The sequence below is a fragment of the Clostridia bacterium genome (assembly GCA_017410375.1).
GTDB lineage: Bacteria > Bacillota > Clostridia > RGIG6154 > RGIG6154 > RGIG6154.
In genome coordinates this window covers 63,700-86,848 of record JAFQQW010000050.1, presented here as the reverse complement: position 1 = coordinate 86,848, position 23,149 = coordinate 63,700, and the positions used below count along the sequence as shown (strand labels likewise).

15 protein-coding genes are annotated in these 23,149 nt (G+C 39.7%); 6 read left to right on the top strand and 9 right to left on the bottom strand.

The window, feature by feature from the left end:
- Positions 1–78: 78 nt before the first annotated feature.
- The 3 genes from IJE10_07150 to IJE10_07140 all read right to left on the bottom strand — a co-directional run bounded on the left by IJE10_07150 (position 79) and on the right by IJE10_07140 (position 5,887).
- Complete coding sequence (locus tag IJE10_07150) at positions 79–2,319, bottom strand: hypothetical protein (GenBank protein MBQ2967874.1); 2,241 nt, start codon at positions 2,317–2,319, stop codon at positions 79–81.
- Positions 2,320–2,330: 11 nt separating this feature from the next.
- Positions 2,331–3,476: a hypothetical protein gene (locus tag IJE10_07145; protein ID MBQ2967873.1), complete on the bottom strand. Its 1,146-nt coding sequence runs from the start codon at positions 3,474–3,476 to the stop codon at positions 2,331–2,333.
- 122 nt (positions 3,477–3,598) lie between these two features.
- On the bottom strand, positions 3,599–5,887 hold the full coding sequence (locus tag IJE10_07140; protein MBQ2967872.1) for a hypothetical protein: 2,289 nt from the start codon (positions 5,885–5,887) through the stop codon (positions 3,599–3,601).
- 98 nt (positions 5,888–5,985) lie between these two features.
- On the opposite strand from IJE10_07140, the gene IJE10_07135 reads away from it, so the two are divergent.
- Positions 5,986–6,822 carry a helix-turn-helix transcriptional regulator gene (locus tag IJE10_07135; protein ID MBQ2967871.1) on the top strand — a complete coding sequence of 279 codons (837 nt, stop codon included), beginning with the start codon at positions 5,986–5,988 and terminating at the stop codon, positions 6,820–6,822.
- 131 nt (positions 6,823–6,953) lie between these two features.
- On the opposite strand, the gene IJE10_07130 is transcribed toward IJE10_07135, so the two are convergent.
- Complete coding sequence (locus IJE10_07130) at positions 6,954–8,522, bottom strand: hypothetical protein (GenBank protein ID MBQ2967870.1); 1,569 nt, start codon at positions 8,520–8,522, stop codon at positions 6,954–6,956.
- A gap of 180 nt (positions 8,523–8,702) precedes the next feature.
- On the opposite strand from IJE10_07130, the gene IJE10_07125 reads away from it, so the two are divergent.
- The 3 genes from IJE10_07125 to IJE10_07115 are packed head-to-tail and all read left to right on the top strand — an operon-like array spanning position 8,703 to position 12,624.
- On the top strand, positions 8,703–9,866 hold the full coding sequence (locus IJE10_07125; GenBank protein ID MBQ2967869.1) for a GNAT family N-acetyltransferase: 1,164 nt from the start codon (positions 8,703–8,705) through the stop codon (positions 9,864–9,866).
- A 12-nt stretch (positions 9,867–9,878) separates the two neighbouring features.
- Positions 9,879–11,738, top strand: a complete 1,860-nt coding sequence (locus tag IJE10_07120) for a hypothetical protein (GenBank protein ID MBQ2967868.1) — start codon at positions 9,879–9,881, stop codon at positions 11,736–11,738.
- A gap of 4 nt (positions 11,739–11,742) precedes the next feature.
- Complete coding sequence (locus IJE10_07115; protein ID MBQ2967867.1) at positions 11,743–12,624, top strand: helix-turn-helix transcriptional regulator; 882 nt, start codon at positions 11,743–11,745, stop codon at positions 12,622–12,624.
- A 257-nt stretch (positions 12,625–12,881) separates the two neighbouring features.
- Here IJE10_07115 and IJE10_07110 read toward each other — a convergent pair whose 3' ends face one another.
- Positions 12,882–13,553: a nicotinamide mononucleotide transporter gene (locus IJE10_07110; GenBank protein ID MBQ2967866.1), complete on the bottom strand. Its 672-nt coding sequence runs from the start codon at positions 13,551–13,553 to the stop codon at positions 12,882–12,884.
- Positions 13,550–14,227, bottom strand: coding sequence for an AraC family ligand binding domain-containing protein (locus IJE10_07105; protein MBQ2967865.1), 678 nt, complete (start codon positions 14,225–14,227; stop codon positions 13,550–13,552). The genes IJE10_07110 and IJE10_07105 overlap by 4 nt, the downstream gene beginning before the upstream one ends.
- 162 nt (positions 14,228–14,389) lie before the next feature.
- Between IJE10_07105 and IJE10_07100 the strand changes: the two genes are divergently transcribed.
- A complete protein-coding gene (locus IJE10_07100; protein MBQ2967864.1) occupies positions 14,390–15,898 on the top strand; it encodes a hypothetical protein in 1,509 nt (502 codons plus the stop codon).
- Between the two features lie 296 nt (positions 15,899–16,194).
- Complete coding sequence (locus IJE10_07095) at positions 16,195–19,098, top strand: S-layer homology domain-containing protein (GenBank protein MBQ2967863.1); 2,904 nt, start codon at positions 16,195–16,197, stop codon at positions 19,096–19,098.
- Positions 19,099–19,177: 79 nt separating this feature from the next.
- On the opposite strand, the gene IJE10_07090 is transcribed toward IJE10_07095, so the two are convergent.
- Genes IJE10_07090 through IJE10_07080 form a run of 3 tightly spaced genes read right to left on the bottom strand, consistent with a single transcriptional unit; the run spans position 19,178 to position 23,024 of the window.
- On the bottom strand, positions 19,178–19,987 hold the full coding sequence (locus IJE10_07090) for a glycyl-radical enzyme activating protein (protein MBQ2967862.1): 810 nt from the start codon (positions 19,985–19,987) through the stop codon (positions 19,178–19,180).
- A 23-nt stretch (positions 19,988–20,010) separates the two neighbouring features.
- Positions 20,011–21,042 carry a hypothetical protein gene (locus tag IJE10_07085; protein ID MBQ2967861.1) on the bottom strand — a complete coding sequence of 344 codons (1,032 nt, stop codon included), beginning with the start codon at positions 21,040–21,042 and terminating at the stop codon, positions 20,011–20,013.
- A gap of 14 nt (positions 21,043–21,056) precedes the next feature.
- Positions 21,057–23,024 (bottom strand): hypothetical protein, encoded by a 1,968-nt coding sequence (locus IJE10_07080; protein MBQ2967860.1) that lies wholly within the window; start codon positions 23,022–23,024, stop codon positions 21,057–21,059.
- Between the last annotated feature and the right edge of the window lie 125 nt (positions 23,025–23,149).

Sequence of the window (23,149 nt, the reverse complement as noted above, 5' to 3'; positions counted from 1 at the left end):
AGTTAAATTTAAGATGTTTTTTACAACCAACAGTTGATTTATACCAACAAAAAAGACCGCAACAGCGGTCTTTTATATTTACTCACCGATTTGGAACATTTTTGTTTCGCCCTTTAGTAAATCAAAGGAAATTTCGTTCACATTTTCACCGTAGTATTTTTCTTCATAAAGCTCAAAAAGTGAACAAGCTTTGGGAAATTTTAAGGTAATCGTTCCGGTATGTGATGCATGTACAGTCAGGAAATTTTTGTTCACATACAGAACATGCCCATCCTCTTCATAAATATGACACCCTGCAAAACGAGCCACTTCCCGCACAAATTCTGCGGAAATATATTTGCTGCCGCAATAAACCGAGGTGAATCCGTCCACCTCTTTCACAACCACTGCCGAGCGGTCAACCTGCGCGTATTTTGCAAGCACGGTTGCCTTCTCGTCGTTTGGATATAAGAGAGGATATAAGAAGGAACGGCATACATGACGCGGTACGAAATCCTGGTTTGGTTTTCTAAGTTTATCGAATTCACCATACCATTTTCCCTTGTCGAGATTTTTTAATATGTCGTTGTCTGTGATTTTGAATTTGGGTGCGTATTTTTCCATTTCTTCCGCCATGCAAATACCGGTAAGCTCTTTCATATAATCTGCGTGCATGGAAGGTGTACGGTCAGTATTGATGTAGCCGTTACCGTACAGGAACAGAGCGGTTGCGTGATTTTTTTGCAGTTTTTTACGGATATCTTCACGCTCTTTGTCGGTAAGAGAGAAGCAGTTTACAAACACATAAAGCTTATAATCGGGCATATCGGGATTATTTAAATCGTTATGCAGGTAACTGTCGGCACCAAAACCAAGGTTTGCAATTTCATAGTTCCTGAAATCAAGCAATGACTGTTCTGTGGCTTTGGAATGTGCCATATACACACTTTCTTCATCCGAAATAAACGCAACTTCGTTTTCTTTTTTACGGTCGAGTAAGTAAGCAAGCTGCCCGATTTTCTGTTGCTTTGCAAAAAGCGCATACACTTCAGGGAACTTATATCTGCCACCACCGATGTGCTGATCATACCACCAGCTTTGTATATCATCACAAATGTTTCTGCCAAAATCTCTTTTTAACACATTTAAGGTGTCATCAATGGTAAACATTTCATAATTGTTGCCGTAATAGAGATTTTCGGCATGGGTTCTGGTATCATCCTCTGAAATAAAAATCGCATTATGCAAGCGAAACGAGTCATGTACCTGTCGCTGACCCGTAAATCCCCCCGGCTGACGGTTTTCGTACATACCGGGGTTTGCAAGAAAATCTACAACACCGCTTTGTAAAACTTTCCACGTGCCGCCCGAGGAATTGGTGGTGCAAGTGTCGTACGAAACACCACCGTAGAATGAGCCAGTCAGCAAATCGGGATGTCTTTTCTTTACAATCTTTGCAAAATGAATAATGCTGTTGGCATTTCCAAGACCGTAGGCACGATAGAAATCATATGTCTGTCTGTGCGTATCCATATTTAAAAATGTGCCGTGCATGGAAGCAGTTTGTGTAGGTTTTGGTGCAGGATGAGCCGCTAACGGTCTGACCTTCGGACTGTCAAATTCTTTATCCAGCTCGGTGTACAGATAGCGCGATTCCAAATCGGGAATATCGGGCGTCTTTACACCCTTACCGTAGGTTTCGTCTAAATATTTCTGGAACTCTTCGCGAAACGCATCGGAAAAATCGCCGTAAATCCCCTTGTCATACATATAGGTCGGAGTTGCAGAGAACCATTCGGCATTGCAACCGCCACCTAAAAAATAACCGATAATTCTGTCATAAAAAGGCAGTTTTTCAATTTCATCCATCGTTCTTTCCAAAGCTTTTCCGTAATCCTCACGCCATTTTTGAGAACATAGGGCAAGCATACCACCTTCGGAATGTACGCGGTAGGATTCGGTGCGGATGTCGCATGGAATGGTTACATCGTTATTATATCGCATAAGCTGATTCGGGTTCTCCTTCAGCCATTTTTGGGAAGGATTTAAAACAATACGCACCATGATATAGGCATCGGGTACAACCGACAAAAGTGCTCTTGCTTCGTCCGCAAAATCCTTTACGCCGTTTTCGTCTACCTCCAAATTGTTGCACATGATATAATAAATTTTGATTCCTGCATCACCAAGTGATTTATAGTAATCCAAATCAATAGTTCTGCCCGTTTCACCTAAAGGAACACGGCAGGTTACAACCGTTGCGGTCATGGGCGGATAGATTTTACCGTCCACACAAATTGCAGGCGCCCCGTTATGCTTTATAACATTTGCTTTTGCCACTTTTTCACCTCTTATATATCATTTCTCAAAATACCAAAGGTCCAGTATATTTTTTCACCGCGTAACGCACGCTTAACCAGTCTTTTCTGAAAATCATTTTTCGGAACTAAGTTCTCAAGCGGTTGTTCGGACGTTTCAAACACATGCTCAAAAATAGATATATTTTTATTGTCCCTGGCACACGCCAAATCAAACAAATCGGCAAAATGAGCCATATTACTGCCATCCTGTATCACCTCTCCCCTAAGATTGGGGTCTATAAACCAGGTGGTACAAACGATTGCTTTAAAGGGTGGCAGATACTTGGCGCAAAGCCGTTTTGCCTCTTCAATGGACTGCTTTACTTCTTCTTTAACCAAACGCCTTTCGCCCGGGATGTGTATGGTTACAACATGGTCGCCGGGACAAAGAATTTTCTTATACTCTTTTAAGTTAATGGTTTCGGGTGTTAAATTCAATTCACCTTTTTCCCCAAAAGTATGGGCAAGCAATGTATCGCCTTTTAGTTCGTAAGCAGGCAAATATCCTTCTTCTGACTGAAAGCCCTTTTGGTCGTAATTGTAATATGGTACAGCAACCAAAAGATGCTCACCCTTTTCATTTTCATACACCTCACAAAAAGGCTCTTGCAACCTGTATTGAAATGTGAAAAGACCAATGGGCAAAATAAACGGATACGCATAGGCGTACATAAAAGAGGACAAGCGGCAAAGCCCGAAAGTGTTGTGCGAATAACGGTTTCTGTCCACTATCTTTTTATACCTTTGAAAATAGCTTTCAACCAACTCCTCTTGGTTAAATTCGGTATTTTCTGCCCACTTTTTTAAATGCTCTGCGGCGAGCAGATAGATGCAAGCCTTTATTGCACCGGGAAATTTTTCTTCTGCTTCTTCAGGAAGCGGAATTTTCTCCAACTGCCAGATATCATCCGAAAAATCTTCATCAGATTCAAACATCATATAATAAAACTGCCACATAAACCGCTTTAATTCTTCATCTGCATAACAAATGAAGTCGGATAAAAATTTTATGTTTTCCGTATCAAGCTTTGCCTTTTCAGCATAGCTTAAAATGTTCTCTTTCGACCAAAGCTTATGGTTAAAGCTTACATCGGCTTTTTCTTTATAAGAATTAAAAATTTCAATAATATTATTCACTTCAAGTTTACCTCACATGTAAGTTTTCCTTTTGCGTTCACGCCCTACAGTTATATTTTACAACGCTTTTAAAGCAAAGTCCATCAACCTTTGGTTGAATATTATAAATTTATATAAACACATTATTTATCATTTATAAATGTCACATTTTCAATAATATTTGCCGCCTCACGCAAAACATCGGGGTATGCCTTAAGTTCAGTTGCAGACATTTCAGCAAGTGGCATAGCATCAAAGCGTTCTTTGTTTATCTGAATGCGTGCCGTGATAGACTCCCTGTCAATTTCAGCATCTGCTTTGAAAGCTTTCTTTACTTCATCGAAGATAATTTCCATTTCGGGTAAGTACAAGTATTCCACATTCTCGCTGATGTAGGAACGGCAATAATATCCGGACGCATTATTCTTCAGGGTTATTTCAAAGTTCGGATTGGTTTTGGTTACACTCTGAAGACGCAGTAAGCTTTGATACAGCGAATAATCTTCGTGAGATGCCAGCAAATCACTAAGGGCTTTCAAAAGCTTATAAGCCGCCTCCATAGAAGCCGTCATATCCGCATTTTTATTTATATACTGAATTTCTGAAAGTCTGATTAAACAATCTACATATCTGCCAAGCACCGATCTTGCGATGTCATAGATATCACGGCGAAGCATTTCATCGTCAGGTTCAATTTCTGCTAAGCTTCGGAGAATATATACTGCTTGCGCCTGATGTGCAGAAGCATCTTCAGGACTGCGTCCGTAATACGCATATTCTTTATCTTCAAATGTCGCACGCACATCCATTCTGAAGAAGGTATTCTGCCCGGCGGACATAAAAACGTGTTCTATAGGATTCCACGCACGCATCCTTACAATTGGCATAAATGCATCCCAGATTTTCTTCATAGCACTGAATTTTGTATCGGAATATCTGTCTTTGCAATATGTATCCAACAGTTGTTCAATAGAAAGGGTGTCTTTTTCCCAGGCATTACGGGCAAGATATTCGGTCATCAGGGTATCCCCGTGAGACAACTCCGGCCATAAAATAACACCTTTACACATCGGGTCGTCCTTCGCAATTTTTATGCGTTCGTTTGTCCAGTCATAAAAACCACGGATGTCATTATCAGGCTCATAACCGCTGAACATACCGAAAATCCAAGGGAATTTTCCAACAATGCCCCAGTTTGTGAAATTCAGTTCAGTCATACAGTCGGAGGTATAATCAAGAATAATTGACTGAGACGGATCCAATTCTGAAACCAGGTGTTGAATATCTTCAGCAGTATAACTTCTACCGCTCCAGGAATCATTCCACAAATCCCAGCTTGCAATCATCAAGGGTGCATTCGGATACTTTTCTTTTAAGTATGATGAAACACGACGATAAACATAATACTTTAACCTTACATTCACTTCCCGCTCGGTCGAAAATAAGCGTTCCGCCAGACCTATAGTATGAAACAGCTCCGGCTTCCCGTATTCCTTTATATGGGTTTCTGTTAATTTAAAATAATTTTCCAGATTTTCATCATCTAAAACATCCCAGGTTTGCCCGGTCGCTTCTCCGTTATACTTAGATCCCAACAAAAGCGTCGGATTGACTTTTTCCAGATATGCTTTAGGTGTACGTGAGTACCAGTGTGTAATGGTTCCGCAATCCTCGGGATGCATCAAATCGCGTTCAAAGGCATATTGAAGCAGTTTTTTCCGAAGCTCGCCGCGGTATTCCAGCGACCAGAAAAGGTTTCTGTCGTCGTGCCCCTGACCTGCTTCCGGCAGAGGCTTTTCAAGCTCGGGATAAGGAACAATGTCGGGGAATGCTTTCTGGAAAATATCGTCAAGACCAATGCGCAGCATAAACATATTCAACCGCTTTTTCAATATCCAGTCAATTTCCTTCTGCCAGTCTTCAAGAGACCAGTGTTCTGCCTGGAAGCGGTGCAGACTTCGATGGGCAAAATAACGCAGGCCGCGATATTCAAAGCGCGGTGTTTCTGTCAAATCAATATCACGCATCGGCAATTCTGTATGACAAATGCGATCACCGTCCCAGAACCAACGGCAACCGCAGAATTTTTCAAAGTAACGGTAAACCGCATACAATGTCGCTCTCGGACGACCGCCTGCCAAAAACAGATATGTGCGGTTATCCACAGTCCTTGTGAAAATACGATAATCGTCGGTATTATACCGAATCTCAAAGTTGCCGATTTTGCGGTCAAGATATAAATCTGCCGCAAGATGATTGGCAGCATCCGTTCCGATTACCACAACCACAGAACCATCTTCAGTTAGCGGTTCGGCATCTGTAAGAAGTTTAATACTTGCATCCGCAACCTCCTTTGCAAGACTTTCAAAGGCTTCTGCTGCGATTTTATATGCACTGTGCCCACGTGCAGGATATACAACTGTAATGTTCATAAAGCATTTTCGTTCCTTTCTTCATTTATCTTTCGCCTTTATATTACATTTAAAATATCGGATTGTCAACTTGCAATTTGAACCAAAAGGATGAAAATATGAACCTTGTATTGACAAGGCATTATGAATTTGATACAATGATTTTGCGGTTTAACGAAAAAACAGTTTATAGGATGGGTGGTAAAATAATGCTATTCGATATGAAAGATACCGAGTTTTCAATTGTGGATGTTCTTAAACTTGAACGTTATGAAAATATGAACGCCTCTACTGTGTGCAACGGTCGCCCTATATCGGTATTATCCTGCAGATTTTCTGGTTCAACCGAAATAAATGTTGACGGCAAAATTCTAAAACCTGCCGTCAATCAGTATTTTCTATGTCCTGCCTATACAAAGTATACGCAAGTTTATCATACCGAAGAGCTCATTGCTATTCACCTTGAATTTTCCAAAAACCCACCGCAAAAGCCCGAAGTGATTCCTTGCATGCTTCCCGAGGTCAGGGAAAACTTTTCAAAGCTATACACGTACTGGTCTCAAAAAAAGCCCGGGTACCTCTACAAATGCAAATCCATTGTGTATAATATTTTGTATTTGCTCTGCAAGGCCAATCAAAACGATGCAAATATAAAAATCAAAAAATCTATGGACTACTTGTATACAAATTTTAGGCAAACCGACTTCAGCATTGAAAAAATGATTGGTCTTTCCTATTTGAGTCAAGCTTATTTCCGTCGAATATTTTTCAAGCAATACGGATGCTCCATTGTTGATTTTGTAAACCGCCTGCGTATTGAATATGCAAAATCCTTACTGGAAAGTAAGGAATTAAGAATCAAAGAAATTGCATCCATGGCAGGCTTTAAAGACGAAAAATATTTCTCGCAGGTTTTCAAAAAGCTTACCGGATACACCCCAACGGAATATTGCTGATATAAAAAATAACCGCTACCCGAAATTTTGCTCTCGGATAGCGGTGTTTTGGTATGTGAAATCATATAAAAAAGGACAACAAAGTTGTTGTCCTTTTTTGTGTAGTTTAACTGAGTTTTTCGTACTTTCACTCATTTAAAATTCACCGCACAGGTAAGCTTTCCTTTTGCTTCAAGATTGCCTGCAAGTACATCTATGCAAGCATCCACACTTTCTGCCGAGTTTCCGCCGATAATGATTTTATCAAAATGCGCAAGCGGTTCCAACACTTTAGGATTGCCGAAATGGATGAGTGTAGATGCACGGTTTTTCTGTTGCAACGAATGTATAAGAGCCTCCACGCGGTATGTAATTTTCTCACCGCCAGAATTTGCCATCCACTCGCTGTATGTTATAAAGACAACCTCGTCAACATCCCACGCCGCAATTTCTGCAATAACACTACCGTTCTGTCCGGGTGTCGGAAACTCATAAATGGGTTTTATAATACAGTTGGGATACAAAGTTTTCAGTTTTTCACAAATTTTTGCAGGATTGTGCCAGTTGTTGGAAAAAGTGTCTACTTCAACTGTACCCTTTACACCTAAAGGCGTATCGTTATGTACCATCAGCACAAAATAATGCTTACCGTCACGGGAAAGAGGTTTATTTACACCTCTGGAGAAGACAGAATCTTTATTTACTCTTCTTGCCAAAGCATGTTCTTCTTCAGTAAGTGCCTGATTATTGCGAAGTTCAAGTGCTTTTTTCTGGAATGCAAGCACTTTCTTTACGGCTTCATCCAGCTGTTGCTCGGTGAACATCCCTTTTTCAAAGCACGTCTTTATCGAATTGTAATGGGTTTCGTTCAGGTAATGATACGGAAGCAGGAACGTATTACCTGCTGCAACGGCATACCCGAAGCAATCTACGGCACCGTACTTGGCGTGGATTGCATTCATAAAGAGTCCGTCTGTGATGAAAAAGCCCTCAAACCCCTTTTCTTTTATGATATCCAATATTTTGGAAGAAAGACTTGTGGGGTGCTCGGAATCAATATTGGAAAACTGCTGATGCCCTGCCATAATACCGTCTAAAAGACCTTGTTCATTCAGTCTTAAATAAGGGATCAGGTTTCTTTCAAGCAGTTCTTCTTTTGTTTCCGGACAATCTACCTCCATCATATGGGTATCTGCCATTTCGCTTGCGCAGGAATCGCCGGGATAGTGCTTGCAGACAGACAACACGCCTCCATCGTGCATACCGCGGATTACTGCCGCTGCAAGGCAAGCGACACGCTCGGGGTCAGACCCCATAGAGCGCGTGCAGCCTACCCGTGATAAATCAAGTATGGGGTTACAAACCACATCATACCCTCTTTTGCGCGCCGTCACACCTAACGCTTTGCCGAAGGCGTATGCATGCTCTTCGCTGTCGGTACAGCCAATCGGACCTTGTCTGCCGGTGGTATATTCTCCCATACCGTTTTCCGCATCGGTAAAAATCAAAATAGGATAGTCTGCGACTTCTCTGATTTTTTGCAACACCTTTTCAGCATCCTTTGTATCGTGCTGAATCCAGACAGAGCCGAGTGCTCTTTTTTTTACCATATCTATGAGCCAGTTGAAATTTTCCTCACAATTTTTACTTGCCCAGTGTGGTGTAAAAATCATACCTAATTTCTGCTCCAAAGTCAGTTCTTCAAATTTTAATTCTATCATGATGCGTCCTCCCTATCTTTTATTCCCCGGTATTCAACTGAATTTAAGATAGCAGAAATTTACCGGCATGTCAATACTCTATTGCAAAAAACGTTCAGAATAATCCATGCAAATCAAAATGATATATTTACATATTTTTGATGCCGTGGTACAATAAAGAAAAAACAAAGGAGTGGAAATATGACTGTAAATAAGCTGACTAAGGCAGATTACGATGAATTTATAGACCTTGCGGACTTAGTGTTCTGCCAGAACTTAAGAAAAGTTGATTTTGAGCAGGATATGCCATATATTTTTAAAAATGATGATATCAACATCTCTTGGCAATACGGTTTAAGAAACGATGCCGGCAAGCTTTGTGCATCCGTGGGTGTTATTCCTTACACTTACAAAATCGGTTTTGCGTCTTTCAAGGCGGCTGTAATCACAAATGTTACTACCCACACAAAGCACATGGGCAAGGGGTATATGCAGAAAATTCTTGACCGGGTGATGCACGACCTGAACGAAAACGGTACAGAACTTGTGCTTTTGCACGGTCACAGAGAGCGTTACCGCTTCACCGGCTTTGACATGGCGGGCACAACTTTCTCTGCACTTTTTAAAAGCTACAATATACCCAGCCGTCTGAAAAGAGGCGAAATGCTTAAATTTACCTTTGAAGAGATAAGTGCATCGGACACAGATAAAATCCGTTTCTGTCTTGACCTTTATGAAAAAGAGCCTCAGGGCTTTGAAAGAACGAGCGCAGATTTCATTCCCAGACAGAAGACCTGGCAGGGCAAAACCTATCTTGTTATAAATTCCGACGGTGAAAGAGTCGGCTACCTTAATTATTATGACCGTTTCGGCGGTCCCGGAATTCGCGAGATACTGCTCGAAAATCCCGAAAATGCGGCAGATGTTATTTACGCCTTCATGCTGGAAAAGAATATCCCTTCAACACCCGTTTCATTTTCGCCCTTTAACAAAGCTTTGGTTAAAAGCATATATGAAGCGGCTGAAGAAATCACTCTCGCACAGACCAACCGCTTAAATTTACTAAAACCTGAAGGATTTATCGAAGCATGTCTTAACCTGAAACAAGAAAGCGGCATATACATGCCGGAAGGAAAGCTTATAATCGACTGCAAATTTGGAAAGCTTCTTATAGAAAATAACGGAGAAAAATTTATGGTTGCAAAAACAGATGAAACTGCGGACATAAAAATTCCTGACAGTGAACTTTACACCTTCCTGTTTGGACCTCTTTCGGCAGACGTTCCTCTGTTTTCAGATGCTTTAAAGGAAAAATCCCCGTGGTTCCCGCTTCCGTTCTATGTTCATGCAACAGACTTATATTAAGGAGGGATAAAAATGAGCAAATCCTGGCAAAGGCCTTTCACCGTAAAGCGGTATATCCATCCACCATTCTCGGACAAAATCTGCACCATGTGGCCTGACATGAAAATAATGATAAGCACCATGGGTGAGCAAAACTGGGGAATGACATCTTCAGCCTTCAGAATTCTGCTGGACAATGACATGGAAAGTCCCGATTTTAAAAAAGTTAAATATTTTACACGTCCCGACGGTGTTCCGATTCACAAAATCGCACAAAGCACCGAAACTTTTGAGCTTGAGATGGAAAGCTTTTGTGATATAAAACGGAATCCCGTTTGCTATACCTCGTTTACTGTTACCAACAGCACAGACAGAAAAATTTCGGACAGGCTTTACCTTCTGTTAAGAACAGGCAAAGAGGAATATTTAACCGGCATGGAAATCGACGGATATGCAACCTATGACAGCAATGTTCACAGCTGGGGCTTTATTCCCACCGCCTGGAATTTTAAAAACGATTTCATTTCAGACGGAGCCTATTCAATGAAATTCAACTCAGATAACGCTTTTTCGCTTTCATGGCAAGGAAATGACAACGGTCTTGACCTTTATAAACGAGGTTGTGCAGTAATAGAATTTGAGCTTGAAGCAAACGAGAAAAAGACCTTTTTTCTTGCCTTTACTAAAGGAACCGAAAACAAAGACTTCGATTACTTAAAAGAGCGTGAAAAAGCGGAGAATTTCTGGATTTCCGAGCTTAAAAAAATCGAAAAAATTCCTGGTGGCGAAAAGAACCGCGACATTACAAACAATTTGGTTCTTCAGTGCCTGCAAATGTTTGCTTATTTAAACGAAAATTCAGATGCGGTAATCCCAAGACAGGGCGGACTTCAGCGTCGTGTATGGCAAACAGAGGCAATGGAATTCCTGATTGCTCTTGACCGATTTGGTGACTTTTATTCCTATACCGAAAAGGTATATGATACCTTTTTCGGTATCTGGCAGATAAAGGACGGAGAAAACATCGGGGCAGTAACAAACTCTAACGGCGAACCCTGGGGAAGCATAACAGGCGCATCTGTTTACAGTATTGCAAATCATATGTTATGCAGAAAAGACAAATCGGTTTTCTTAAAATTCAGACAAGCTTTACTCCTGGCATTTGCATGGATGCAAAATCAAAGAGCAGAAACTGAAAGCGGAGAATTTGCAGGAATCGGCATTTTTCCACCCAAGCGTGCCTGTGACTGGCCACAGACGGGACAAAGCTGGTGCTTTACAGATTGTGTGAACCTTATGGGCTACAAGGCTCTTTCGGAAGCGTTTGCCTTTTTTGATGATGAAATGTCGAGGCAAATCACTGATGCGTATAATGACTATATGGCAAGTATGAAAAAAATTCTTGACGATGTAGTAAAAAGCAACCCGAAAGATGACGAACTGCTTATTCCGTCATTTGTAGGAAAAGCCCAGACAGATCCTCCGGCAACAGCTTATTTTGCAGAACCGGGCAACCTTCTCCGTTCAGAGGTTGCAGAGCGAAGCAGTGACACTGCACGAAAACTGGAGAACTGGTTCAGAAACCGCAATCTTATGAAAAACGGACTGACGGGGCTTATGAACTGCGGAAGAGCCTCTCACGGCTCAGACCCATGGGCAGGACACACCTGGTATCTTTCAATGAGCGATTACTCCTGGTTTTTGACCTGGCTGTCGCAGGGAGAAAGAGAAAAAGCTCTTGATGCACTTAATGCACAGCTTAAATACTGCATGACAGAGGAATATTATCTATGCGAACGTTTTGCGGATAACGACCCGTATTTTGTGCCTTGGCTCCCTAACGCCAGTGCAAACGGCAGACTTTTAATGATGCTTGAACAAATCGAGGAGTGAGCGTATGATTTTTTACCGTATACAGCTAAAAGGTGTACCCAAAATAAAATACGCCCTTCACAAGGGCGTTGCAAATTACCGACATGAATTCAACAGAATAAAAAATTACCTTGAAGTGTGCCTCATTGATGATGGTGCACCAACCATTGTAGACTTATGCGATGGCTCGTTCATTGCAGAAAAAGACACGCTTATAGGACTTACTCAGGACATGAATTTGTGTGCCCATTCAAAAGAGGAATCCGTGCACAGATGTATTGGTGTAAATGTTGAATATGCGGAGCAGCGTTTTGACAGCGAGAAGCTTTCTGATCATGAACTTAAAGAAATCATAGAGCATTCCAAAAAAGACGGTGAGTTTTTAATCCCCATACAGGTTCATCTTGAAGAAGCACTTCCACAGGTTAAAACCATGATGCGTAAAATAACAAGGGCACATCACTCGCAAAACACGGGGAATTGGGCAGACTCTGTTTCGGGATGGTTTGAGCTTATGGCTTTTCTCACCCGTTTTACGGTTGTCAGACTTCTGTCCGAGCATTTAAAGCTTTCGCCCGCACAATATCGTTATGTCGAAGAAATAAAGCGGTATATTCATCATCATGCCTCAGAAAAAATATACATAAAGAATATAGCTGACAGTCTTTCGCTTTCTGAAAGCTATATTCATCGTCTGTTCAGAACTGCAACGGGTCATACCCTATCCTTTTACATCAACAGTATAAAAATTAAAAATGCCGCTGAGTATATTCAGAAATACAATGCTTCAGCTTCAGATGCGGCAAGGTCAGTAGGGATTGAAGATTCCCTTTATTTCAGCCGTTTATTCAAAAAACATTACAACATCAGTGTTACCGAATACAAAAAACAGATAAAATTATTTTAGAACTGTAATACGTTTTGGTTCAAAGACACTTTTTTATCAGGTGTAATTTGAATATAAAAATAACCGCTACCCGAAATTTTGCTCTCGGATAGCGGTGTTTTTGTATGTGAGATTATAAAAAAACAAACAAGGCAAATAAAAAAGGGCAACAATTCTATTAAAATTGTTGTCCTTATGTGTGTTGAATGTATGCGTTTAATATAAATTCTCCCATGAGGCAAGCCTGTTAAATAGTCCTTTAAAGCTCCATTCCGTTGCTAAATGCTTTGCGTACTCTCCTTTTCATTCATATTCACCCAGGCAAGCAATGTGCACACGATCGAATTTGCCGTCTGGATTACCCAGATAATTATAGACGGATCCTCATCAAGCATCATTAAATAAGTGAGCATGCCAATTATGCCTGTGAATATCTGTAAAAGCGTATATTCTTTAAAACGCAATGTACAAAGAATTGTGGTTATCATTCCCAAAACCGCATTACTGTTATCCAGCAGCAAATACTGTGAATTCAATCCAGAAAAAATCATATACAGAAGCACCCAAACAGCGAGCATTCCACCAAAAAGCTTTATCCTTGATTTGCCTGACATTCTTCTCAATTCGGTTTTGCTTTGTTTTGTATATCTGTTCCAATTCACAAAGGTTATGATTTGCAGCGGACAAGATATCAAAAGTGCATACAACGCTGTTGCATATAAAGACATTTTCACATAAGCAACTGCATATAAAACCGAATTAATTGCCCCGACAACAAACGCATAGCGATTTACTCTTGACTGCAAAAACATGACGAATGCAGACACAAGCAAAGGTATAAATAAAAGCGGAGACGGCTTATAATGAATGATTTCAATTAATATGAGTAAAAATGAAATCCCGAATATGTAATAGGACAGTTTTTCTTTTTTGTATTTCATTCTACTCATTTAAAATCCTCCCGTATTTCTCTAAGCGATTTACCGTAAATTTGCTTTATAAGTCTTCCCGTTTGTCTGGTTGAATAATTTATCTCATTTGCAATATCCGACAAAGACATGTTCGTATTATTAACCAAATTTTCTATTTCCACTTCTAAATGCTTTTCTGTTTCGGTTAGGCATTTATCTTTATCATCGGTCAGCAAATTACACAAATCATAAACAACCTTCGATGCACAACTGTTTAAATAAACGCTTTGCAGGTAACTTTCCGCATCAATCACAGAATATAAACTTAAAACATCATTCATGACTTCATCCTGAAGTTTGATGCTTTCCAACACACGTTGCTGAAAGGCTGAAGTGAAAAATTGATAAAATCCGTCCGGTCTGTCGGATGAAAATTTCACTGTCAATACTTTAAACTCGTATTCGATGTCAGAACCGTCAACCGCCTTATGCAATACGCCGGGCGGTATAATGAGCATATGATTTTGATTCAGTAAAATTTTCCTGTCGGCAAATTCATATTCATAAGAACCGTTAAATGCAAAATGAATTTCAAAATTCATATGCTTGTGAAATTTCGACTTATCGTGAGCTTGTATCTCGCCGTTATCATATTGATAAAACAGAAAATCAACGACTGTGTTTTGAAAATTTAACGAAACAGCTTTTAACATATTCTCTCCTTTTCAACAAAAAATCCCTTAAATCCTTATATGTTAATTATACTTCACTTTTATACAGAATTCAAGCGAAACGACAACAATTTAAATTTATGTCTTTTTTAAATATTGATTTGAAAATTCAGCTATGTTATAATCAAATCGAGGTGATTGATTATGAAGGCGATAGATATAGGCACAAGAAGAGAATGTTTTTTTGACGATTATTTAATTGATACAGAAAAAACCACGGCCGAATTCATGGTACATCAGCCCACTCGACGCGAAACAGTAATGGTAAACAACCTGCCTTGGGAAGGAGACGGATCTACAAGTCAGCATCTTTTTTGGGATGGTCAAAAATGGCATTTGCATTACATTGGAAGAAAAATGGATAATGCGACCTCGAAGGATGAAGAGCTTTTATATGTAAATTGCCTGGCTTTAAGTGATGACGGTTTAAAATGGGAAAAGCCTGTTTTAAATATTTGCGAGAACAACGGCAGCACGGAAAATAATATCCTTTCAATACGAAACAGAAATAATGATGATATTATAAGCACGGTTATGAGCCCCTTTTATGATGGAAACCCGAACTGTCCCGCGGACGAAAAAATTAAAACCATTCATGTGAAGCATTTACCTGAGCATTTTAATCAACTGTGGATGGTACCGTCGAGCGACGGCATTCATTTTGACCGTGACAAAGCGTTTTTGGTTGATGAAGGCGGATATTATGACAGTACAGCTTGTTGCTTCTGGGATAATGAGACGAAAAAATATCGGCTCTATATAAGAGAATATTATCTGCCTGACGAATATAAGAATATGTTTAAAAGTGCAAAAGATGAAGCATCATACACCTACTACAGAAAACGCGGAATTGCATATATGGAATCCAAAGATTGCAAAAACTGGAGCAAGCGAAAAATGATTGCATTTACCAATGAGGTAATCGACGCAGAGCTTTATGAAAATAAAATTCAGCCATATTACAGAGCACCGCATATGTATATCGGTTTTCCGACCAGATACAACGGCAGATGCTACAACGGTCAAAGAGGCTGGCCAAAAAATATGGATGAAATGTGCGGTAAAGAAGCAAGGCAAAAACGATATGAGAAAGAGGACAGATTTGGCGTTGCAACTACCGACTGTATTTTCATCAGCTCTCGGGATGGAGAAAATTTTTATCGGCACGATGAGGCATTCATGCGCCCCGGCCCTGAAAACGGAACCAACTGGAAATACGGAGACCGGTATCCGGCGTGGGGATTGATTGAAACGCCATCTCCTATAGAAGGTGAACAAAACGAAATTTCAATGTTAGTACCTGAAAAAAGCTGGTTGAAAGATGTGGAGGTTGTTCGATACGCAATCCGTTTAGACGGATTTGTAAGCTTGCACTCAGGCGGCAAAGAAAAGGTAATTATAACAAAGCCATTTACCTTCCGCGGAGAGAATTTGTATGCAAATCTTTCCACCTCGGCATACGGCTATATGTATTTTACACTTACTGCAGAGGATGGAACAACTGCGGAAAGCTATGAAATTTTCGGTGATGATACCGACAAGAAAATTTCCTTTAAAGAGCCTGAAAAAATCAAGGAATTGCAGGAAAAAACAGTTGTAATGACCGTAAAAATGTTTGATGCGGATTTATATGCAATCCATTTCGGAAAATAAAAGGAGACTCATACGAAAAGCTTGTCACTATGTTGCTTGTGTTTTGTATGCTTGTGCCTTGCCTCGTGCCTTCTCAAGGTTCGAATTCTTTTCTTTTCATAACAAACAGATAGTCCCCGCATATGCGGGGACTATCTGTTTGTGTTAAATGTATGCGTTTAATAGAATCTCCCCTAGGGGCAAAAATGCATATAAGGGGTGTACAAAATCAAAGATTCATTATCTTTTTTTCTATTGTTTTAAAATTTATGCAATGATAAAATAAAAATCGATAACAAAATACAAGGAGGATATATATGAAAAAACGAATTGCTTTCATTCTGATTTTTGTCATGATTATTTCGGTTCTTCCGGTTTATGCAAGCAAAACCTCAGAGCAAGAATTTGTGACAGAAACTTTCAAAGGCGAAATTATTATTTCGCATACAGATGCGGAAACAACAGGCAAATGGAGCGAAACTGCTGCAGTAAAAGGCTATGATGGTGGCACAACATTATGGGCAAATGGCAAAGGTCACAGCATAACTTACAGCATTCCCGATATCAAAGCAGGAAATTACGAGCTTTACAACTGGGTTTGCCCTCATAATTTTAATGCGCCTACCATAGAAGGTACTGTTAAATGCAAGGATGCCGAAATTCGCGTGGCGCAGCACCAGAAAATTGAAGAAGGTGAATCACTTGCACCCGGATGGGTCAGCATGGGTGTGTTTGCATTTACGGGCAACGGCGAAGAGAGTGTTACATTTACAACAAAAAATGAAACCATCCGCACCAGTGCTGTGAAATTAGTTCCTACAGACAAAGCGGTTACTGTCTTTGACAAGCAGGAAATTTCCGCTGCAGATGCATATTCCCATGAAATCGAAGCAAAAGTAAGCGGTAAAATGACATGGACTGAGGGTTGGGAATATTCAAGCTCACTTAAAAACCCCACCTTGAGTGCACCCGACTCCTTGTGGATTGCAGGCAAAGGTGAAGAGGCTCAGGTTCATTATTATCCTTTGCTCGAAAAGCCCTGCAAGGTTAAAGTTACTGTTTATATGCTCTATTGGGCAAAAAATCAGACCGACAAAATTAAATACGAAGTCTTTCACAACGGAAAAGTTGACGAATTTTATTTAAATCCTCTTGATTATACCGAAAACACATGGGTAACCTTGGGCGAATTTGATTTTTCGGGAAAAGCCGAATCTGAATTTTTAAGAGTTTCATGTGTCAAAAATGAGAACGAAATATTAAACACCCGTGCTTCTACCGTTGTGTTTGAAGTATTAGGTGAAAAGCCGGAATACATCTATATGTCCCCTCATTATGACGATGCAAAGGTTTTGGAAAATGCAATAAACAAATACAATGAGCAGTGGGAAATGGTTGTGCCTTTAAACAAATTTGCTGACATGACAGAGCATTGGGCACACTATGATGTTGAATACATGGCAAACGAGGGCTTGATTGCAGGCAAAGGCGAGAGCACATTTGACCCGGATGCAAATATTACCCGTGCAGAATACTTAACAATCTTAGACCGTGCAATGGGCTATGAACTTACAACAGGCGAAACTTTCTCCGATGTTCCGCAAGACAGTTGGTATGCAACATACATTGCAACCGCAAAAGCCAACGGCTTACTGGAAGGCTTGCCGACAAGTGACGGCTTTAAACCGAACAGCCCCATCACTCGTGAGGACATGGCACTCTTTACATATAATGCGATTAAAGCCACAAAGAAAAATGATGAATGGGTAGCAAAACTCCCTGCTGATTTTGCAAAATTCACCGACACATCTGAAATTTCAGACTATGCAAAGCAGGCACTTGAATACTTAGTTCAGACAGGCATTATAAAAGGAATGACAGAAACAACCATTGCGCCCAAAGGCAATGCAACCCGTGCGCAGGGTGCAGTTATCTTGAAAAGATTTATGCAATTTTTCGTTTGGGCAGGGCCCCCGACAGACCAAGAATGGGTAATGACATTCAACGATGAATTCAACGGAGATTCTTTAGACTGGGGTGTATGGCGTTCTGAAGCCTCAGCTCCCGGACACATTCTCTCATCACGCTGGCCTGAAAATATTGTTGTAAGAGATGGTGATTTAAGACTTGAAATCCGAAAGGAAGAACGTGAAGGTTCTACATGGACAGCAGGCAGTGTCTGGGTAAGACCTGAAGTGTTCGGTCAGGCATATGGTTACTGGGAAGCAAGATACAAAATTGCAAAAGGCCATGCCATAAACAATGCATTCTGGACAATTACGAGCCTTGCACCTCAAGCAAAAGGTACCACTGACCAGTTTGAACTTGATATCAACGAAGGTCACTACCCCAATGCTGTGAACATGACACTTCACTCCTTTGAAACCGGGAAAATCGTTTCAACAGGTCAGACCTATTACTCAGAATATGATTTGTCGGTTGACTATCACACCTACGCATTGCTTTGGACGCCCGAAACATTATATTTCTATTTTGATGGTGAAGTCAAAGCAACAATGCCGAGTAAGAATGCTCATTTAAGACAGTTCCCTTACCTTTCTTCTGCGGTACTTAACAAAGTTTTTGCAGTATCTGATGAATCAGACGGTACTGCACAGGTGATTGACTATGTTCGCGTGTGGCAGAAAAAAGAAGATGCCGCTAATCCCGAACTTACCTTTATCGGTCAGCCTTTACAAAACGTAGGTCCGTCAGATGCAGGTCCCTCTGCAGAAAAAAAGCCTGCAGCAACTACCGATCCTGATATAGAAACAACCGAAGTCTTTACAAAAGACCAGATTGTTGACAACAAGGAATATAAAGGTGAAATAATCATCGAGCCCGTCCTTTCGGAAGATGCATGGCAGGAATCCACCGCAATTCAGAATTACGATGGCGGAAGTCACAAATGGATTAAGGCAAAAGGTGCCAAAATCTCATTCCCCTTAAAAGATGTTTCCGAAGGCAAATACAAAATTTATATGTGGAGATTGCCCCACGCCTTCAACGGTTCACAGATGGATATGATTTTAACGCAGAATGGTGAAAAAGTATTAGCAGGCTCACTGGCAGTCAAACCGGAAGAAGGTGAAAATGCAGAACCCGGGTGGATACTTTTGGGCGAGCATACATTAACAGGTGATAAAACTGCTGAAATCAGCTTCACCTCCACAGGAGATACCCTAAGAGCTTCTGCAATCAAATTAGTTCCTGTAAAATAATAAAAAATCCGTTGCACTTATGCAGCATAATCTTAAGGACAGTTTTAAAGGCTATGCAAAAATGCATAGCCTTTCTTAATTATATATTTAATATTTTTTTGTATTTTTCTATATTTTCTTTTTCGGGGATTGCATATTCAAAGCATTTAATACCAAGTGCTTCATATTTATGCTCGCCCATTTTGTGATACGGCAAAAGTTCAACCGCTTTAGTTCTAATACCTTTAAGAAAATCAGCAATTCTCTTCATTTCCTCAGTATCATCATTAAACCCTGTTACCACCGGTATTCTTATTATAATGTCGCCTTTAAATTTATCCGAAAGTTTTTTCAGATTTTCTAAAATAAGCTCATTTGTAATCCCCGTTCCTGTTTTATGCAATTGTTCTGAAAAACACTTTACATCGTAAAGAAACAAATCGGTACAGGACATTATCTTTTCAAAATAATGCCACGGCACATTACCAGCTGTATCAACCGCGGTATGAATATCATTTTCTTTACATTTTTGCAAAATTTCTTTTAAGAAATCAATATGTAACATACATTCACCACCAGAGAATGTAACACCGCCGCCGGAGGTTTGGTAAAATGATTTATCCTTTAAGACTTCTTTTAAAATATTTTCAACACTATATTCTTGTCCACAGATTTTTTTTGCATCGTTCAAACAGAAAAACTTTTCATTATCCACAGATAAATCTTCACATCTGCCGCAACCGGTGCACTTATTTTGGTAAAATAGTATTTCTTTTTTGAAATTCTGACTTTCAGGATTATGACACCACTTACATCTTAAGTTACAACCTTTGAAAAACACAGTCGTGCGGATGCCGGGACCGTCCACAAATGAATTTCGCTCAATATCAAAAAATGTCGCTGTTTTTATCAATTAGCCTAAACCTCCTCAAATCAATAGAAGTCTTTAAAAAATTTATTATAGATGTCACCGGGTATATTTATTTTATACTTTTCAAAGCTTATTTTTAAAATATTATCTGCATGAACAGGAATAGCATATATATCTCCGTTTGGAGCTATTGCACCGCCTGCATAGTGCACTTTTTCTTTTTCGCTTAGTGAATAGTATTTTTTAAGTTCACCGGTAAGCGGATTAAACTCCCATACATCTCCGGTGTATCCGGGCAGACTGTAGAGTTTCCCGTTAATGCCGTTTTTTGTGCCGTACGCTCTGATTATGCAGTCCTCATGTAATATGGATACTGTATCAGTTGATGTATCTATTTTTACAAGACCCCCTCCTGATGAACGGAAACCGTATATGTTTCCGTCAGGAGCAACGACAGGGTTAAAAGCCATACACGGAATCGGCATGCCTACAGATTCTGTTTTTTCCGTTTTTAAATCCATTTTAATAACACAAAAATCCTTTTCAGGTATAAAATAAGCATACCCGTTCGGGTGAATAACACTTCCGCAGTAACGCGCATTTGCTCCGTTATTAATTTGAATTTTTTTACACGTTTTATTTTTAATATCCCACTTTAATATATGGTCGGAATTTCTTGGCGGCTGATAGATAATTCCCTCATTTGTGCACACACCGCCGTAATGATGCTCCTTTTCATACTTAAAATCACAAGGGATTTTTTCAGACGAGTTTGTTTCAGGGCAATATTTTAATAAACTGTTTTCAGTACGGGAAAATGCATATAAATCATTATCATATATACAACCGCCCGTCCATTTAAAATCGCTTTTATCAAAATTCCCCACGAAATCCATTTTGTTATTTAAAATATTATATATAAGCATTTTTTCCGAACTGTTAACTATCGAGTATAAGTTTCCGTTTGAAATTTGCCCTCCCACATATTGAAAGCTGTTTTGCTTTTCTGTCAGAGGAATATACTTAAACTCAGGAGTTAAATCCTTATTTTCATTAACAAAGCTCATATATCTGTCAAATAATTTTTTTGTCATTCTGATCACCTTTTTTAGTGTGTATGTTTCGTTCTGTTAATTATTTCGTCCTGCAAGCTTTCATTCAAAAATACAAAGTAATCTGAAAAACCGGAAACCCTTACTCTTAAGTTTTTGTAATGATCAGGTGTTTTCTGTGCTGCAATCAAATCCTCTTTTGAAACATATGTAAGTTGAAAATGAGTGCCACCATTTTTAAAATAGGTTTCAAATAAATATACAAGCTTATTGAAATTATCATCATTTTTTATCAATTGCTCGTCAATTAAAACATTGGTAACGCTCGGGCCTGTCAATACTGCATCAGGATCACACTTTGAAATTGAATTTAAAAGTGCTGTCAGGCCTTCTCTGTCCTTCCCTTCACTTTGACCAATGCCGAAGCTAATCACATCGCCTGAAAATCTTCCGTCGGGAGTTGCCTTTGTGGAATCACCGAAAAATTTATGATGCGCATTGTATCCGACAAGATTGCCAAAAAGCCATTTTTTCTTAAGATAATTTTCAGTATTGTTCCATTTTCCTATGCTTTTAAATAATCTCTTTGCAATTTCGTTTGAGCAGTCGTCGTCATTGCCAAAGAAATTACCTTTTTTAAGGATCAAAGCTCTTAAATCCTCATAACCACTCCAGTTATTTTTAAGCGCATCAATAAGCTCCAACATAGTAATTATTTTTTCATCATAAACAAATTGCTTTGTAATAGAAAGAGAATCTATTACATTAGACAGTCCTATCGGCAATCCGACAGCAATATATCTTGTAAGTCCGCCCTGAGTACAGCTCTTTGCATTTTCAATACAACCCTCAAGAAAAATATTACTCACTATGTTGCAATCTCTGCTCCTTATATCCTGAAAGCCTTTGCTGATTTTTTCAGCTTCCCACAAATCCTTAAACAGTTCTTCTTCGTATACAGCATAAAAAGCATCAAAATTCTTTGCTTCTGCAATAGCATCACATCGTTTGTAAAATGTATTTTCCACAGAGCGGACAATATTCATCGGGTCAAAACCAAAAACCATACCTCCGGGTAAGGCAAGCTCGTTGCATCCCATCATTGTATAATTTACTGCTTCCTTATATGAAAGTCCGGTGTGCTCCATAAGTCCTTTCAGTCTTGGTTCATCATTAACAAAAGCAATTCTCTTGTTTGCGTCTTTTCTTTCGCAATCAAGCATATACCGCAAAACCTCGGTTGGGGTTTTCTTTGTCCAACGCAGGGAAATCTGCGGAATCCATGTAGGAAGTTCCATAAGAGCATCTACAATCAGTCTTGAAAGTTCGTTGAAGCCGTCATCACCATCTTCTGTATATCCTCCGATACAAAAGTGCGATTCTCCTCCACGGTAAAAGAGAGCGGATGATATATGGATTCTTGCCTGAAGCATTAAAAAAAGCTCCTGCAGATATTCTTTAGCTTTCTCCGGGCTTAACGCTCCGCTTTCAACATCATTTTTGTAGTATGGGTATAAGTATCTGTCAATAAGACCAATGCTGTCTGGAATAAAAGGGTAGCAAAAATACAGACAAAGAACAGCTTCATAAAAATTCTCGGCAGGATTCTCAGGGACCTTAGTTAAACCTTTTGACAATTTTTCAAGATTATCTCGGTACTCAGGATTAACGGTTTCTTTGGCTTTTTCCAATGCCTTTTGTGAACCTTTTTTTGCTCGTGCTGCAATAGCATTACACAAATCGGTTTGTGTTTGTAAAAACTCTAAAGCTGTTTCATCATCTTTGTGAGATAGTTTCGATTTTTCTATTTCTTGTTTTACCCGAACAAGTCCGTGTTTTATAATTTTTTCAAAATTACCAACCGAATGTTGCCATTCAAAAGTCAATAAATTATCAACCGGTTTATTGTAAAAATTCCGCTTGGCAGTTTGGAAATTCTGGTGTCCTTTCCGATTAAATATATCTCCATCCAAACTGTCGTCAAATCTCATAAGTCCTGTGAAACAGGATTCCTCCAGAATCATTATATCCTGATTTGCAATATACTCACAAACCCTTTTGCCTGTCATTTTTACATGCGATAGAAACAAATCTGTCCTGTCATATTCTGTTTTTACAGGCTCAACCCACATCTCGCCCTTAACAGTCT